The following is a 14,079-nucleotide window of genomic DNA, read 5'->3' as shown; positions in this document are numbered from 1 at the left end:
GCTGGTCGCCCCGCTCAGTTACCCGGCCCCCTTCACCCGGTCCTCTCACCCGGCTCGTCGTCGAGATGCGGCATCTTGCGGTCTTAGGCGACCTGGATGGCGCGGGATGCGGCATGTCGAGTGGGTCAAGCGGCCTGGGTGGGCCAGGCGGCCTGCCTGGGTCCGGCCCGTGTGGGTCCGGCCCGCGTGGGTCCGGCCCGCGTGGGTCCGGTCTGGGCGAGCGAGGGGTCTGGGTGGGCCAAACGGTCTAGGTGGGTCAAGCGGTCTGGTTTGGGTCGAGCGGCCGGTGGCGGGGCAGGGTGAGTCGGGGGATGTGCCCGGGGCGTGGCTGGCATCCTCGCCTCGTGTCAGGATCATTCGTCTGTCGCCGCCGGCTCCATCCCCAGCCGGCAGGCCCACCCCGTCCCGTCGCCGACGATCATTGATAGGAACCGTCTCATGCGTAGTGCCCACCGGCCCTTCACCCGGCGTGGCCTGCTCACCGGCACCCTCGGCTCGGCCGCCCTCCTCGCCGGCGGCGGCACCCTGAGCGGCTGCGGCACCCCCGCCGCGCAGCAGACCGAGGAGGGATGCGTCAGCGAGGATCTGTCCGGCGCGGAAAAGACGCTCGCCTTCTCGAACTGGCCGCAGTACATGGACGTCGACGAGGACGACGAGTCGAAGCGCCCCAGCCTGGACGGTTTCGTCAGCAGGACCGGCATCCAGGTGACCTACACCGAGGACATCAACGACAACAACGAGTTCTTCGGCAAGGTGCGGAACCAGCTCGCCGCCTGCCAGAGCACCGGGCGGGACATCATGGTGCTCACCGACTGGATGGCCGCCCGGATGATCCGGCTCGGCTGGATCCAGGAACTCGACCGGTCGAGGCTGCCGAACGTCGAGGCCAACCTCCTGCCGTCGCTGCGGAACCGGCCCTTCGACACCGCGGACCAGTACGCGATCCCGTGGCAGTCCGGCCTCGCCGGACTGGCCTACAACGGCCGGGTCACCGGCGAGATTCGCACCGTCGACGAGCTGCTCACCCGCCCCGACCTCAAGGGCAGGGTGACCGCGCTCAGCGAGATGCGCGACACCATGGGACTGCTGCTGATGTCCAACGGCCATGACCCGACCGACTTCACCGCCGCCCAGTTCGACGACGCGCTCAACAAGCTCAGGCGGGCCGTCGACTCCGGGCAGATCCGCCGGTTCACCGGCAACGACTACGCCCCGGACCTGGCCAAGGGCGACATCGCGGCGTGCGTCGGCTGGTCCGGTGACATCATCCAACTCGGTTCCGAAAACGAACGGATCAAGTTCGTGGTGCCCGACTCGGGCGTACTGCTCTGGTCTGACAACCTGCTGGTGCCGAACCGGGCCAGTCACAAGGCCAACGCCGAAGAGCTGATCAACTACTACTACGATCCGGCCGTCGCCGCCCAGCTCGCCGCGTACGTCAACTACATCTGCCCGGTGCAGGGGGCGCAGGCGGAGCTGGAGAAGATCGATCCGGAACTGGCCGCGAACCCGCTGATCTTCCCCGACGAGGCCATGCTCGCCAAGGCCAAGGTCTTCATGGCGCTCGACGAGCCGCAGGAACGGGAGTACGAAACAAAGTTCCAGCAGGTCATCGGGGCGTGACGGTGGCTACGCAGACTCCGGCCGGCGATCTGAGGCTGATCAATCTCGTCAAGACGTTCGGCGCCTTCACCGCGGTCGAGGAGCTGGACCTGACGGTCCCGCAGGGCTCGTTCTTCGCCCTGCTCGGCGCCTCGGGCTGCGGCAAGACCACCACCCTGCGGATGGTCGCCGGCCTGGCGGAACCGACCCGCGGGCGGATCCTGCTCGGTGACCGGGACATCACCCGGCTGCGGCCGTACAAACGACCGGTCAACACGGTGTTCCAGAGCTACGCGCTCTTCCCGCACCTGGACGTCTTCGAGAACGTCGCCTTCGGGCTGCGGCGGCGCGGCATCCGCTCGGTCGACGGCCAGGTGCGGCGGATGCTGTCTCTGGTGCAGCTCGACGGGTACGAGCGGCACCGCCCCGCCCAGCTCTCCGGCGGCCAGCAGCAGCGCGTCGCGTTGGCCCGGGCACTGATCAACCACCCGCAGGTGCTGCTGCTCGACGAGCCGCTCGGTGCGCTCGACGTCAAGCTGCGTCGCCGGATGCAGCTCGAACTCAAGCGCCTCCAGACCGAGGTGGGTATCACGTTCGTGCACGTCACCCACGACCAGGAGGAAGCCATGACCATGGCGGACACGGTCGCGGTGATGAACGCCGGCCGGATCGAGCAACTCGGCGCGCCGGCCGAGCTGTACGAGTTCCCGGCGACCGCCTTCGTGGCCAACTTCCTCGGCCAGTCCAACCTGATCGCCGGTGACATCTCCGGCGGCAACGGGGGCGACCTGCTGGTCACCGCGTACGGCGCGCGGTTCTCCGTGCCGTCGGCCCGGTCTCGCGCCGACCAGGGTCCGGTTCTGCTGGGCGTACGCCCGGAGAAGCTGCGCCTGGCCGCGGCGGCCGGGCAGGTGCCCACCGGCCACCAGCACGTCGAAGGCAGCATCACCGACGCCTCCTATGTCGGGGTGAGCACGCAGTACCTGCTGCGTACCGGCTGGGGCGATGAGCTGAGCGTCTTCGTCGCCAACAGCGGTAGCCAGGAGCATTTCGCCGTCGGGGAGCGGGTCGTGGCGTACTGGGATCCGCAGCACGCCTTCCTGCTCGGCCGGCACGTCGACGCGGACGACCGGACCGCTCCGATGCGGGATGAACCGGTCGGTGCGGCCTGGTGAGCCCACGAAGCGAGGTGGGGGCGTGAGCGCACCGGCCCAGGCACCCACCAGCGCCGGGGAGCAGCCGGCGTCGCCGTCACCTGCTGGCCGGCCGGGGCGTCGCCGGCTCCTGCCGTACCTCCTGCTGCTGCCGGGCGCGGCCTGGCTGTTCCTGTTCTTCGTCGTGCCGTTGGTGCAGCTCGCTGCGGCCAGCCTCTACGACCCCGCCGGCTCGCTCTCCACCGGGTACGCGCTGACCTGGGCGTTCGGCAACTACCCGGCGGCCCTGCAGGCGTACTGGCCGCAGTTCGGTCGGTCCTTCGGGTACGCCGGCATCGCGCTGGTGCTGGCGCTGCTGATGGGCTACCCCCTGGCGTACGCGATCGCGCAGCAGGCCGGCCGGTGGAAGAACCTGCTGCTGGTCTGTGTGGTCGCGCCGATGTTCACCAGCTTCCTGCTGCGTACCCTGGCCTGGAAGACCATCCTGTCGGACAACGGCTGGCTGGTCGGGCTGCTGCGCGACGTGCACCTGCTCGGCCCGGACGGCCGGCTGCTGGCCACTCCGGTCGCGGTGGTGCTCGGCCTGACGTACAACTTCCTGCCGTTCCTGGTGCTCCCGCTGTACGCGAGCCTGGAACGGCTGGACCGCCGGCTGCTGGAGGCGTCCAGCGACCTGTACGCCAGCCCGCTGCAGACGTTCCGGCGGGTCACCCTGCCGCTGTCGATGCCCGGCCTGACCGCCGGCACCCTGCTCTTCTTCATCCCGGCGGCCGGCGACTACCTGAACGCCGAACTGCTCGGCACCCCGAACGAGTACATGATCGGCAACGTCATCGACTCGGCGTTCCTGGTCCGGCTCGACCACCCGCAGGGCGCGGCGCTGTCGTTCCTGCTCATGACGGCGATCCTCGCGGTGGTCTTCGGCTACCTCCGCAACGCCGGGACGAGGGACGTCCTGTGAGGATCTCCCGTTGGCTCGCCGAGCACTGGGTGCTGGGCGTGGCGCTGCTGGTGCTCGGCTACCTGTTCCTGCCGATCGCCGTGGTCGCCGCACTGTCGTTCAACCGCCCGTCCAGCCGGCTGTCGTACGACTTCAACGAGTTCACCCTCGACAACTGGCGCAACCCGTGCGCCACCTCCGAGATGTGCGAGGCGGTGCTGCGCAGCGTCCAGATCGGGTTCCTCGCCACCGTGGCGGCCACCCTGCTCGGCACGCTCATGGCGTTCGCCCTGGCCCGGCACCGGTTCCGGGGTCGATCCGGGCTCAACGTGCTGATCTTCCTGCCGATGGCGACGCCGGAAGTGGTGATGGGCACGTCGCTGCTTGCCCTCTTCGTCTCCGGCGGGGTGCCGCTCGGCTTCTGGACCATCGTCATCGCCCACGTCATGTTCTGTGTGTCGTTCGTGGTGGTGACCGTCAAGGCCCGGCTGGCCGGAATGGACCGGCGGCTGGAGGAAGCCGCGATGGACCTGTACGCCGGCGAGTGGCAGACGTTCCGGCGGATCACCCTGCCGCTGGTGCTGCCCGGCATCGTGGCCGCCGCCCTGCTGGCGTTCTCGCTCAGCTTCGACGACTTCATCGTCACGAACTTCAACTCGGGCACCACCGTCACGTTCCCGATGTACGTCTGGGGCGCCGCCCAGCGGGGCATCCCACCGCAGGTGAACGTCATCGGCACGGCCATGTTCGGAGTAGCGCTGCTACTGGTGCTGGCCACCTCGCTGGCGCACCAGGCAAGGGCCGGCGGACAGCGGCGACCAGCCCCATGACACCGGAAGCACCGGCGACGGGGTCGTCAGTGCTTCGGGCGTAGCGGAAGCCGACGCACCCGGAGATGTCCGCGCGCAAAGGTGACAACCGCACCGGCCTGTAGCTCGTCAACTACTGTCGGCAGGTTGGCGATCAGCAGTGCGGCCTGTTCCTCCGGGGTCTGTTTGTCGATCGACCGCATGAGCACCAGCGACGGGGCGGTGTGACCGCTGAGCGCGAGCATCGTCGTGAAGTCGGTGTCGGCCGACACGATCACGTAACCACCGCTGACCGAGAAAGCAGCGATCTTCTCGTCTGAGGCCGCCAGCAGCCCGTGCTCAACGACGTGAGAGGCGTCGTAGCCAACCTCCGTGAGGCGAGCGGCGATTCGCGGTGAGAGGTTCGCGTCGACCAGGAATCTCACGCGGCTGTTGGCCGGATCGGCAATTCGCGCTCGGCGACGGCGGCTGCGGCGAACTCCAGGGCGGCGAACACGTCCTCCCGATCGAGGTACGGATAATCCTCGAGCACCTCATCGATCGTGCGTCCGGCGGCGAGCTGGCCGAGCACCGCAGTCGCAGTTACCCGCGTGCCTCGAATGCAGGGAAGACCCCCCATGCGTCCCGGGTCGACCGTGATCCGCTCGATAGCCATGGCTGAATTCTACGGCTTCATGAGGGAATCACTGCCACGCCGCAGCCACGACGGCAGCACTCCTCGTCGAGAGGGCGTGATGCAGGTCACTCTCGAAGGTCGGGGGTTGGCACCGTTACGTGGAGTATTGGGGTGGCGGGCACTTACGGAACCCTTAACTTCTGCCTGAGAACGTATGCCCGACAGCGAGGACCACGGGGAGTGGAAGCGTGCGGGTGCTGGTGGCGGACGACGAGCGGTTGTTGGCGGACACCGTCGCGGAGGGGCTGCGTCGCCTCTCGATGGCGGTGGACGTCTGCTACGACGGTGACGGAGCGTTGGAACGGGTAGGGGTGAACCGGTACGACGTCGCAGTGCTGGATCGGGACATGCCGGGACATACCGGCGACGAGGTGTGCCGCAGCCTGGCGGCGTCCGGCTCCGGTACCCGGGTGCTGCTGCTCACCGCCGCCGCCGGCATCCGCGACCGGGTGGAGGGCCTGGGGCTGGGCGCCGACGACTACCTGACCAAGCCGTTCGCCTTCGCCGAGTTGGTTGCCCGGGTACAGGCACTGGGACGACGCTCCGCCCCCGCCGTACCGCCGGTGTTGCGGGCGCACGACGTCGTCCTGGACGTGGCCCGGCACACGGTCACCCGAGCCGGCCGCCCGGTCGGCCTGAGCCCGAAGGAGTTCGCGGTGCTGCACGTGCTGCTCCGCGCCGAAGGCCGGGTGGTCAGCGCCGAGGAACTGTTGGAACAGGCGTGGGACGAGTTCGCCGATCCGTTCACGAACGTCGTCCGGGTCACCGTGATGACGCTGCGCCGGAAGCTCGGCGAGCCCCAGGTCATCCACACGGTGCCCCGGGCCGGGTACCGCATCGGCGGTGCCGGGTGACCCCGCGCTGGCGCGTGGTGCTGGTCGGCGTGCTCGCGTTGTTCGTCGGATACGCCGCTTCCGGGCTGGCGACGTGGGCGCTGAGTCAGGTGTGGCTCTGGGGCAAGCGGTTCTGCGGCACCGGGTTGCCCGGGTCGGGCGTGCTCTGCGGTCAGGTGTACGACCTCGTGGGTCTGGTCCTGGCTCTCGCTCCGCTTGCCGTACTCCTGGTCGCGGTGCTCGGGATCTGGGCCGGCGCGCTGTGGTGCCTGCGTCCGGTGCGGGATCTGGCCGGGCCGGTGGCGCAGGTCGGGCCGCAGAATCTCGGTCACCGGCTCCGCCCGCGCGGCAACGACGAACTGGCCCGGCTGGCCCGGTCCATCGACGAGATGATGGAGCGCATCGCCGCCGGTTACGAGGGACAGCGACGGTTCGCCGCGAACGCCTCCCACGAACTGCGTACGCCGTTGGCGGTGCAGCGGACCCTCATCGAGGTCGGGATGGCCCGCTCGCTCACCGGTGAACAACTTGAGCTGCTGACCGGGCAGTTGCTGGAGACCAACGAACGCAACGAGCGGCTGATCGAAGGGCTGCTCGCGCTCAGTGAGAGCGACCAGGGGTTGCGTTCCCGTACCCCGCAGCGGCTCGACGACATCGTGACCGGGGTACTGGCCACGTACCAGGACCGGATCACCGAGGCCGGGTTGACGGTGCACAGCCACCTGGAGCCCCGAATGGTGATGGGCGAGCGGGTGCTGCTGGAACGCCTGGTGACCAACCTGGTGGAGAACGCGATCAAGTACAACCGACCGGGCGGCACCCTCACCGTCACGGTCGGACGCAGCCCGGCCCTGACCGTGGTCAACACGGGCCAGGTGGTGCCGGCCGAGGCGGTCGCCGGGCTCTTCGAGCCGTTCCGCCGCCTGGCCCGGGACCGGACGAACCACAGCGGTGGTGCCGGCCTCGGCCTCGCCATCGCCCGCTCGATCACCCAGGCCCACGACGGCCTGATCGCCGCTCGCCCAGCCGAGTACGGCGGACTGCGGGTGGACGTCCAACTACCCACCGCACCCTGACCCGGCCGCCAGGCCGGCAAGCGAAGCCACGAACGGGGCCGAACAGATCGGCAGCCCGACCTTCGGCGTGCCTGCGACCCGATCGGCGTGGCCGCGACCTGGCCGGTGGCAGCGCTCGTGCCGACGGCGTCTCACTGATCGACTTCGAAGGAGAGGACATGTCCCACACCGATCCCCCCGGAGCCGTCCCGGCTCCGATCGACGTGCCGGAGGCAGCTCGATGGCTGGCCGGCCGGGTGGTGCGTACCCCGGTGCTGAGCGCACCGGTGATCGACCGGCTGGCCGGTGCCCGGGTGCTGCTGAAGGCGGAGAACCTACAGGTCGGCGGCTCGTACAAGATGCGCGGCGGGCTGTTCGCGGTGGGCCGGTTGGCAGCGGCCGGGCACAAGGGGGTGGTCGCGCAGAGCACCGGCAACCACGCGGTGGCGGTGGCGCTCGCGGCGCGCACGTTCGCACTGGCCGCCACGGTGGTGCTTCCGGTCGACGCGGCGGCGACGAAGGTGGCCCGGGCCCGGGCGGCGGGCGCGCGGGTGGTGCTCGCCGGTACGACGGTCGAGGAGCGACTGGCCGTGGCCCGTCGGGTGAGCGACGAGACCGGCCACCCGATCGTCGACGCGTACGACCATCCGGACGTCGTCGCCGGGCAGGGCAGTGCCAGCCTCGAACTGATTGAGGAGGCCGAGCGGGCCGGCACCCCGCTGGACGCCCTCGTGCTGCCGGTCGGCGGGGGTGGCGGCGCGGCCGGTGCCTGTCTGGCCGCGACCGGCCGGCCGATCGAGGTGTACGGGGTCGAGCCCCGTGGCTGCGACTCACTCGCCCGTAGTTTGGCGGCCGGTCGACCCGTCGCGGTCACGCCGGCACCGACGATCGCCGACGGACTTCGTCCGTCCTGTGTGGGTGAACTGCCCTTCGCCGTGCTGCGCGACCGGCTGCGTGCGGTGGTGCGGGTCGACGACGACGAGATCGCGGCGGCCTTCCGACTGCTGCTGCTGGAACTGAAGGTGCTGGCCGAACCGTCGGGAGCAGCGGGCCTGGCCGGCGCGCTACGGCTCGCCACCGACGCAACGCTGCGCTCGCTCGGGTCCGGCGGGACGCGGCGGTTGACTGCCGCCGAGCGGTTGCCGGCGGCGGCCGGTGCCCGGCAGCGCACGATCGGCGTGGTGCTGACCGGCGGAAACGTGGAGCCGGAACTGGTCGCCCGACTGACGGCGACCGCCCGAATCGAGGAAGAGGTGGCAGTGGCGTGAGCGCGCCGGTACGCATTGGAATCCTGTTCGGCGGCCCGTCGGCGGAGCACGACGTCTCCTGCGCCTCCGCGCTCGGCGTGGCTCGGGCGCTGGCCGGCGGTGGGTACCGCATCGTCGCCGTCGGGGTCACCCGTACCGGCGGGTTGCGGCTCGTGCCGGACGCGGCGCTGTCCGGGTTTCTCGCCGGCACGACGTCCGAGCGGGCGATCGACGACCGGCTGACGGTGATCGGTCCGGCGGTGGAGTTACGGGCCGGGCCGCGTCCCGGCACGGCGGTGGTGACCGCGATGGACGCCCCCGGGGCGGTGCACGCCGAGCTGGACGTGGTCTTTCCGGTGCTGCACGGTCCGTTCGGTGAGGACGGGGTGGTGCAGGGGGTGCTCGAATCCCTGGGTGTGCCGTACGTCGGGTGCGGCATTCTGGCCTCGGCCGTCGGCATGGACAAGGTGGCGATGAAGCGGGCGTTGCGGGCCGAGGGAGTGCCGATCACCCCGCACGTCTCCTTCGACGCGACCACCTACCGGACCACGGAGGATCCGGAGAAGTTGGTGCTGGGCCTGCGTCGCCCGGTGTTCGTCAAGCCGGCCCGGATGGGCTCCTCGATCGGCATCTCCCGGGTGGCCGAGGGCGACGATCTGGCGGCGGCGATCGAGGAGGCCCTGCGACACGACACGGTGGTCGTGGTGGAACAGGGGGTCAGCGGCCGGGAGCTGGAGTGCGGTGTGCTCGGCGGCACCCGCCCGGACGCGTCAGCGGTCGGCGAGGTACGGGTCAGCGGCGGCTGGTTCGACTACCGCCAGAAGTACTTCGGCGACACCGATCCGATGATCGTCCCGGCCCCGCTGCCCCCGGAGGTGACCGAGCGGATCCGGGAGCTGTCCGTGCGGGCGTTCGGCGCGATCGGTGGCTGGGGCCTGGCCCGGGTCGACTTCCTGTTCGACGAGGTCGCCGGCGAGTTGTACGTCAACGAGTTGAACACGATGCCGGGTTTCACCGCGCACTCGATGTACCCGAAGGTGTGGGCGGCGGCCGGTGTCGACTACCGGGAGATCCTGGACCGTCTCGTCGCGCTGGCCTTCGCCCGGCACGCGCAGCGGCCCGGCGGGGGAGCCGGGCGATGATCCTGCTCTGCGATCCGCGGGTCGCGGCGGTCCGTGGCGCCGACGACGGTGCGCCGCTCGTCGACCTGCGCGAGGTCCCCGAACTGCGGCTGGACGCGCGGGCGGCCGATCCGGCCGGTGCGTACGCGCGACTGCGCCGGCCGGTGGTGGACCGCCTGCTGGCCGCGCAGCGCGCGCTGCCCGACGGGTTGCGCCTGCTGATCGTCGAGGGCTACCGGCCCCACCAGGCGCAGCTGGACATCTTCACCGGCTACCAGGAGGAGCTGCGCCGCAGCCACCCCGACTGGTCGCCCGAGCGGCTGTACCGGGAGACCACCAAGTTCGTCTCACCGGTGGAGGTGGCCCCGCACAGCACCGGCGGCGCGGTGGATCTCACGTTGTGCACGGTGGACGGCGTCGAGCTGGACATGGGCACGGCGGTGGACGCCACGCCGGAGGCGAGCGACAACGCCTGCTTCACCGCCGCGTCGTCGATCGGCGCCGTGGCCCGCCGGCACCGGCAGATCATGGCTGCCGCCCTGCGCGGGGCCGGCCTGGTGAACTACCCGACCGAGTGGTGGCACTGGTCGTACGGGGATCGCTACTGGGCGTTGCTGACCGGTGCGCCACATACCCGTTACGGACCGGTATAACGGTTTTGTCGCCAGCTCACTCGAAGCTTTGTTTTCGACGAGTGTCACGGTGATGAACTGGAAAGCGCTCCCCGGCCGTACCAGCCCTCGAACACCAGGGTGTGAGGACGGGAGAAACAGGTGAAGCTGCAGCGGAAGCACGTGCTGGCGGCGGGGGTGGCGGTCGTCGCCGCGGCGACGGTGGCGGTCGGCACCGGACTCGGGTTCGCTGACAGCGCACCGACCCGGCAGAGCGTCTGCGCCGGATCGATCACGTTCTCGGCCGAGGCGGGCGAGCCGGCCGCCACCAGCAACCAGTTCCCCGTCGGTACCCGACTGCGGGTGACGAACCTGGACAACGACAGATCGGCTGAGGTGACCGTCGTCGGCCCGTCGGGCAGTTGCGTGCTGCTCAACGCCGCCGCGATGGAACTCGTCCGGGAGCCCGGCAAGAACGTGATCCGACGCAACGTGGTCGAGCGGATCGGCGGCGACGTCGCCGCGCAGCCGGGTGCGGGACAGCCGGGCGTGATCGGCGACCGACCGGGCTCGGCCTCACCGCCGGCGGCCCGTCCGGTCGCCGGGTCGGCCTGTCGGGGCGCGATCACCTTCTTCGAGGAGTCCGCCGGGCCGGCCGCGACGAGTGACCGCTTCCCGGTGGGTACCCGGCTGCGGGTGACCAACCTGGACAACGACCGGGCGACCACGGTCACCGTGACCGGTCCCTCGGGCAGCTGTGTGCTGCTGAACTCCGCCGCGATGGAGCAGATCCGGGAGCCGGGCAAGAATCTGGTGCGCAACAACGTCGTCGAGGTGCTGGGCTGACGTCCGACCGAGGCCGGGTTGCCGGCCGCCCGCCATGTCGACCGTGCTGACCGGTCCGGAGCTCCGACGGGCCGGCGGCGTCACCAACCGCCGTCGTCGCGTACCCGGGCCGGGGCGCGACCGAGCAGCAGGGTGGTGAGCGCGGCGTCGATGTCGATGCCGAGAAACCATTCGCCGGCCTGGTCCAGCGCGAAGATCCGGCCCAGTTCGTCGGCCGCGACGATGCTGTGCCGGCTCTCGGTGCCGATCGGGTGCATCCGGGTGCCGACGACCGCCGCGAAGTCACGCAGCGACTCGGCGGTCTGGGCGACCTGGCGGGGGTCGATCTCGAAGCGCGAGATCCACACCTGCTCACCGGGCCCGCGCCGTTGACTGCGCAGGCGCGGAAGGGCGCCGACGGCGGCGAGCCCGTGGGCCCGGTCGGCAGCCACGCCGACCTGGTGGCCCGCTGGGCCCACCGCGGCCACGCCAGCGGAGTACGGCCGCCAGCCGGCGGCGACCAGCGCCTGCGCCACCTGCGGAGGAAACCGGCCGGGCACCGCGGCGGAGGCCGGTTCCGGGAACCAGGGCGTGGTGTGGGCCAGTTCGGTGCCGGCCAGGACGTTGAACTCCACGAGCATGTTCAGACAGGAGTCACAGGGCCGCTCGGCTGGCCCACCGTGCGGATCGCCCGGCTCGCGTACCTGGAACACGTCGAAGCGAGCCGACGTCAGCAGGTCCTTCGCGTCGCCCATGCTCAGGGCGGTGATGCCCTCGACGGTGCGGCGGTGGTCGTACTCGTACAGGAGGTCGGAAACCGCGACGAACTCGGCGTGCCGGGTCGCCCCGCGCACCAGATGGCCGGTGGGCTGGCTGTCGAGGTACGCGCGGACCAGCGGGTGGTGGTTGAGTTCCACGTCCCCCTTGACGCCCTGCGCGGTGACGATCCGTCGCTCGACGCTGAGGCGCGCGGTCGTGGTCGGCGCGGGCGACCGGTGGATCTCGCGCAGCAACTGGCCGGCCGGGTCCACGGTGCGCGGGGCCGGCCGGCCGGCGGCCCGGCTGCGCCGGTAGAGCCGGGCCACCACGTCCGGCGACACCCGCGGCCAGGTGCTCACCTCGCCGGTCCGCTTGTCGACCACAGTGGTGGGTAGATCGCCCGGAAGCGGGGTCACCTGTGTGGACACTGTGGAGGTGATGACGTAGCCGAGGTCGAACTCGCTGACCGCGGGTCGGCACTCGCGCCCCAGGCGCACCGAGTCGCGGCGGGCCCATACCGCGGCGAGCTGTTCGGCCTGTTCGCGGTCGATCACACCCGGTAACCTATCGGACTCCATCATTGCGTGGCGCTGCGTGCGGTAGAGCCTACCGATGGTGAGGTGAGCGGTCGTCCTGCCGCGCCGAACGGCGCGAGCGACGGCGGCTGTGGGCCTCGACGGGGCGCAATACGCTCGGGCGATGGCGGAGCGGAAGAAGAAGGGCGGCGATTCCCGGCTCTGGTACTGGCCATCGGGGATGCTACTCGGCGTGGTGCTCGGTGTGGTGGCCCTGGACGGCGCCGCCGGCATCGGCGTCGGAATCGCCCTCGGCATCGCGATTGCGCTGGCGCTGAGCGCGGCGGACCGGGAGGACGACGCGGACGACACCGACGGGTCGGGCCCGGACAAGGGACCCGACCAGGCGTCCTGAGCGACCGCACACTGCTGCTCAGACGTGGTGCGGCGCACATGCGGGGTGCTCGATGGCCAGCCGAGGTCGGGGCCCGGTAGTAGCCTGACCGGCGTTCCCCCGTCGGGGGAGGAACGGTGGTTGATCATGTCGGTACGTCGGCACACGGCGCGGATCGCGACGGTCTGCGTGTTCCTGGGCGCCCTGGTGGCGCTCGGTGGCGCACCCGCGCACGCCGACGAGGACCGGGTGCGGGTGCGTTCGGCGGGCAGTTTCACCGCGGGCCGTTCCACCGCAGGCGTGACCGTCGAGGTGCGCAAACGCACCGACGGGTGCGTGCGGGTACGCACCGCGCTCGGACTGAGCCTGCCCGGCGTACGGGCCGACCAGGTGGCGGTGCAGGCCAACGTGGGCGGTCGCTGGGTGCCGGTGGGTGTCTCGGGCGCGGCGGGACTCGTCACCACCGAACCGGTCGCCCCGGCCCGGGACGAGCTCTGCAAGGGCAAGGGTGTGGCGATGCGGTACCGGGTCGCCTTCGCCGCGACGGCACCCGGTGGCCGACTGGTGGTGACCGGCGAGGCGACCACGGCGCGGGGTGCCGTGCTGGGTCGGGCCGCCGCGTCGTCGCGGGTGGTCGGGGGGCGCGCCCCGGCGTCACCCTCCCCGTCGCCCACGCCGTCGCCGTCGCCGAGCACCCAGCCAGCCGAGGAGCCGACCGCCGAGGCCACGCCCAGCGTGGCGCTGGCCGCCGAGACGACCGACGACCTCACCCAGACCGAGAGCGATTCCTCCGGCGGGTCGCCGGTGATGTACTTCGGCATCGCCATGGTCGCCGCCGGTGCGCTGCTCATCGGCCTGTTGGTCTACCGCTCCCGGAAGGATCGCAAGGACCGTGGGCGACCGGCCGACGGATTCGAGGCCCTGCCGCCGCGCAACCCGGGCGGCACCACCTACCGGTCCGGCGGTGGTCAGGGTGCCGCACCGGTCCCACCGGGTCCGGGCAGCGTGCCGCCGGTACCGCCCGGCCAGGCGTACGGGGCGGGTCGGCCCGCCACGCCCCGGGTCTACGGCGGCACCCCGGCACCCCGCCCGACCGGCGGTCTGTACGGCGGACGGCCGGCCGACCCGAGCGACGCGACCCGGCCGGCCGACCCGGTCGAACCGACCCGCCCGGTCCCGCCCGGCACCTCCGCCCGCGCGGCGGTGCCGTCGGCGCGTACCGTGCCGCCCACCTCCGCCCCGCCGGCCCCGTCGGCTCCCGGCCCGGTCGTGCCGATCCCGGGTCATCCGCCCGCGCCGATCCCGGGCCCGGCCGGGCCGACCTCCGGTCCGCCGGCCGCTCCGCCCGCAGGTCGGCCGACCGGGCAGATCGTCGTGCCGCCGGTCGAGCCCGGCCAGGGCAGGGTGCCCGGGCACCCGGACGGTTCATCGGGGGGCGGCAAGGGCGACGAGCCGGAGTACGGTCGCGGGCTCGGCGGCTGAGCCGGGGTGGGTGCCTCCGCTCCGATACGCTCAGGTTCGTTGACGACCCGCAGGCG

Annotated in this window: 15 protein-coding genes; 12 read left to right on the top strand and 3 right to left on the bottom strand. The window is 71.4% G+C overall.

The features are described from left to right. Positions 1-438: 438 nt before the first annotated feature. From O7605_RS14915 to O7605_RS14900, 4 genes are read left to right on the top strand one after another with little or no spacing between them, the layout of a single operon-like run. Positions 439-1,623 carry a polyamine ABC transporter substrate-binding protein gene (locus O7605_RS14915; RefSeq protein WP_269739751.1) on the top strand — a complete coding sequence of 395 codons (1,185 nt, stop codon included), beginning with the start codon at positions 439-441 and terminating at the stop codon, positions 1,621-1,623. Next, positions 1,620-2,777 carry an ABC transporter ATP-binding protein gene (locus O7605_RS14910; protein WP_269739750.1) on the top strand — a complete coding sequence of 386 codons (1,158 nt, stop codon included), beginning with the start codon at positions 1,620-1,622 and terminating at the stop codon, positions 2,775-2,777. The genes O7605_RS14915 and O7605_RS14910 overlap by 4 nt, the downstream gene beginning before the upstream one ends. 22 nt (positions 2,778-2,799) lie before the next feature. Next, a complete protein-coding gene (locus O7605_RS14905) occupies positions 2,800-3,717 on the top strand; it encodes an ABC transporter permease (protein WP_269739749.1) in 918 nt (305 codons plus the stop codon). Beyond that, positions 3,714-4,526, top strand: coding sequence for an ABC transporter permease (locus O7605_RS14900; protein ID WP_269739748.1), 813 nt, complete (start codon positions 3,714-3,716; stop codon positions 4,524-4,526). Before O7605_RS14905 ends, O7605_RS14900 begins: the two co-directional genes overlap by 4 nt. Positions 4,527-4,552: 26 nt before the next feature. On the opposite strand, the gene O7605_RS14895 is transcribed toward O7605_RS14900, so the two are convergent. Beyond that, positions 4,553-4,930 (bottom strand): DUF5615 family PIN-like protein, encoded by a 378-nt coding sequence (locus tag O7605_RS14895; RefSeq protein WP_269739747.1) that lies wholly within the window; start codon positions 4,928-4,930, stop codon positions 4,553-4,555. After that, complete coding sequence (locus tag O7605_RS14890) at positions 4,927-5,160, bottom strand: DUF433 domain-containing protein (RefSeq protein ID WP_269739746.1); 234 nt, start codon at positions 5,158-5,160, stop codon at positions 4,927-4,929. Before O7605_RS14890 ends, O7605_RS14895 begins: the two co-directional genes overlap by 4 nt. Before the next feature lie 209 nt (positions 5,161-5,369). Between O7605_RS14890 and O7605_RS14885 the strand changes: the two genes are divergently transcribed. The 6 genes from O7605_RS14885 (at position 5,370) to O7605_RS14860 (ending at position 10,894) form a co-directional block, all read left to right on the top strand. Then, the gene (locus O7605_RS14885) at positions 5,370-6,035 is read left to right on the top strand and encodes a response regulator transcription factor (protein WP_164446029.1); all 666 of its coding nucleotides are present in this window, start codon (positions 5,370-5,372) and stop codon (positions 6,033-6,035) included. Next, complete coding sequence (locus O7605_RS14880) at positions 6,032-7,090, top strand: sensor histidine kinase (RefSeq protein WP_269739745.1); 1,059 nt, start codon at positions 6,032-6,034, stop codon at positions 7,088-7,090. Before O7605_RS14885 ends, O7605_RS14880 begins: the two co-directional genes overlap by 4 nt. A gap of 158 nt (positions 7,091-7,248) precedes the next feature. After that, positions 7,249-8,337 carry a threonine ammonia-lyase gene (locus O7605_RS14875; protein WP_269739744.1) on the top strand — a complete coding sequence of 363 codons (1,089 nt, stop codon included), beginning with the start codon at positions 7,249-7,251 and terminating at the stop codon, positions 8,335-8,337. Beyond that, positions 8,334-9,458 carry a D-alanine--D-alanine ligase family protein gene (locus O7605_RS14870; protein ID WP_269739743.1) on the top strand — a complete coding sequence of 375 codons (1,125 nt, stop codon included), beginning with the start codon at positions 8,334-8,336 and terminating at the stop codon, positions 9,456-9,458. The genes O7605_RS14875 and O7605_RS14870 overlap by 4 nt, the downstream gene beginning before the upstream one ends. Next, a complete protein-coding gene (locus tag O7605_RS14865) occupies positions 9,455-10,090 on the top strand; it encodes a M15 family metallopeptidase (RefSeq protein ID WP_269739742.1) in 636 nt (211 codons plus the stop codon). The genes O7605_RS14870 and O7605_RS14865 overlap by 4 nt, the downstream gene beginning before the upstream one ends. 120 nt (positions 10,091-10,210) lie before the next feature. Beyond that, positions 10,211-10,894 carry a hypothetical protein gene (locus O7605_RS14860; RefSeq protein WP_269739741.1) on the top strand — a complete coding sequence of 228 codons (684 nt, stop codon included), beginning with the start codon at positions 10,211-10,213 and terminating at the stop codon, positions 10,892-10,894. An 80-nt stretch (positions 10,895-10,974) separates the two neighbouring features. Here the strand turns inward: O7605_RS14860 and O7605_RS14855 are convergent, their stop codons facing one another. Next, positions 10,975-12,186, bottom strand: coding sequence for an SUKH-3 domain-containing protein (locus O7605_RS14855; protein WP_269739740.1), 1,212 nt, complete (start codon positions 12,184-12,186; stop codon positions 10,975-10,977). A gap of 145 nt (positions 12,187-12,331) precedes the next feature. On the opposite strand from O7605_RS14855, the gene O7605_RS14850 reads away from it, so the two are divergent. After that, entirely contained in the window at positions 12,332-12,562 is a 231-nt protein-coding gene (locus O7605_RS14850) for a hypothetical protein (protein WP_269739739.1), read from the top strand. Between the two features lie 126 nt (positions 12,563-12,688). Then, positions 12,689-14,023 (top strand): hypothetical protein, encoded by a 1,335-nt coding sequence (locus O7605_RS14845; protein WP_269739738.1) that lies wholly within the window; start codon positions 12,689-12,691, stop codon positions 14,021-14,023. The last annotated feature ends 56 nt before the right edge of the window (positions 14,024-14,079 follow it).

Source organism: Verrucosispora sp. WMMA2121, from assembly GCF_027460185.1.
GTDB classification, from domain to species: Bacteria; Actinomycetota; Actinomycetes; order Mycobacteriales; family Micromonosporaceae; genus Micromonospora; species Micromonospora palythoicola.
This window is presented reverse-complemented; position numbering and strand designations above follow the sequence as displayed.

Bases quoted from the DNA above. Each gene is read 5' to 3' on its own strand.
- O7605_RS14915 (WP_269739751.1), top strand. From the start codon at position 439: ATGCGTAGTGCCCACCGGCCCTTCACCCGGCGTGGCCTGCTCACCGGC.
- O7605_RS14890 (WP_269739746.1), bottom strand. From the start codon at position 5,160: ATGGCTATCGAGCGGATCACGGTCGACCCGGGACGCATGGGGGGTCTT.
- O7605_RS14875 (WP_269739744.1), top strand. From the start codon at position 7,249: ATGTCCCACACCGATCCCCCCGGAGCCGTCCCGGCTCCGATCGACGTG.
- O7605_RS14865 (WP_269739742.1), top strand. From the start codon at position 9,455: ATGATCCTGCTCTGCGATCCGCGGGTCGCGGCGGTCCGTGGCGCCGAC.
- O7605_RS14850 (WP_269739739.1), top strand. From the start codon at position 12,332: ATGGCGGAGCGGAAGAAGAAGGGCGGCGATTCCCGGCTCTGGTACTGG.
- O7605_RS14845 (WP_269739738.1), top strand. From the start codon at position 12,689: ATGTCGGTACGTCGGCACACGGCGCGGATCGCGACGGTCTGCGTGTTC.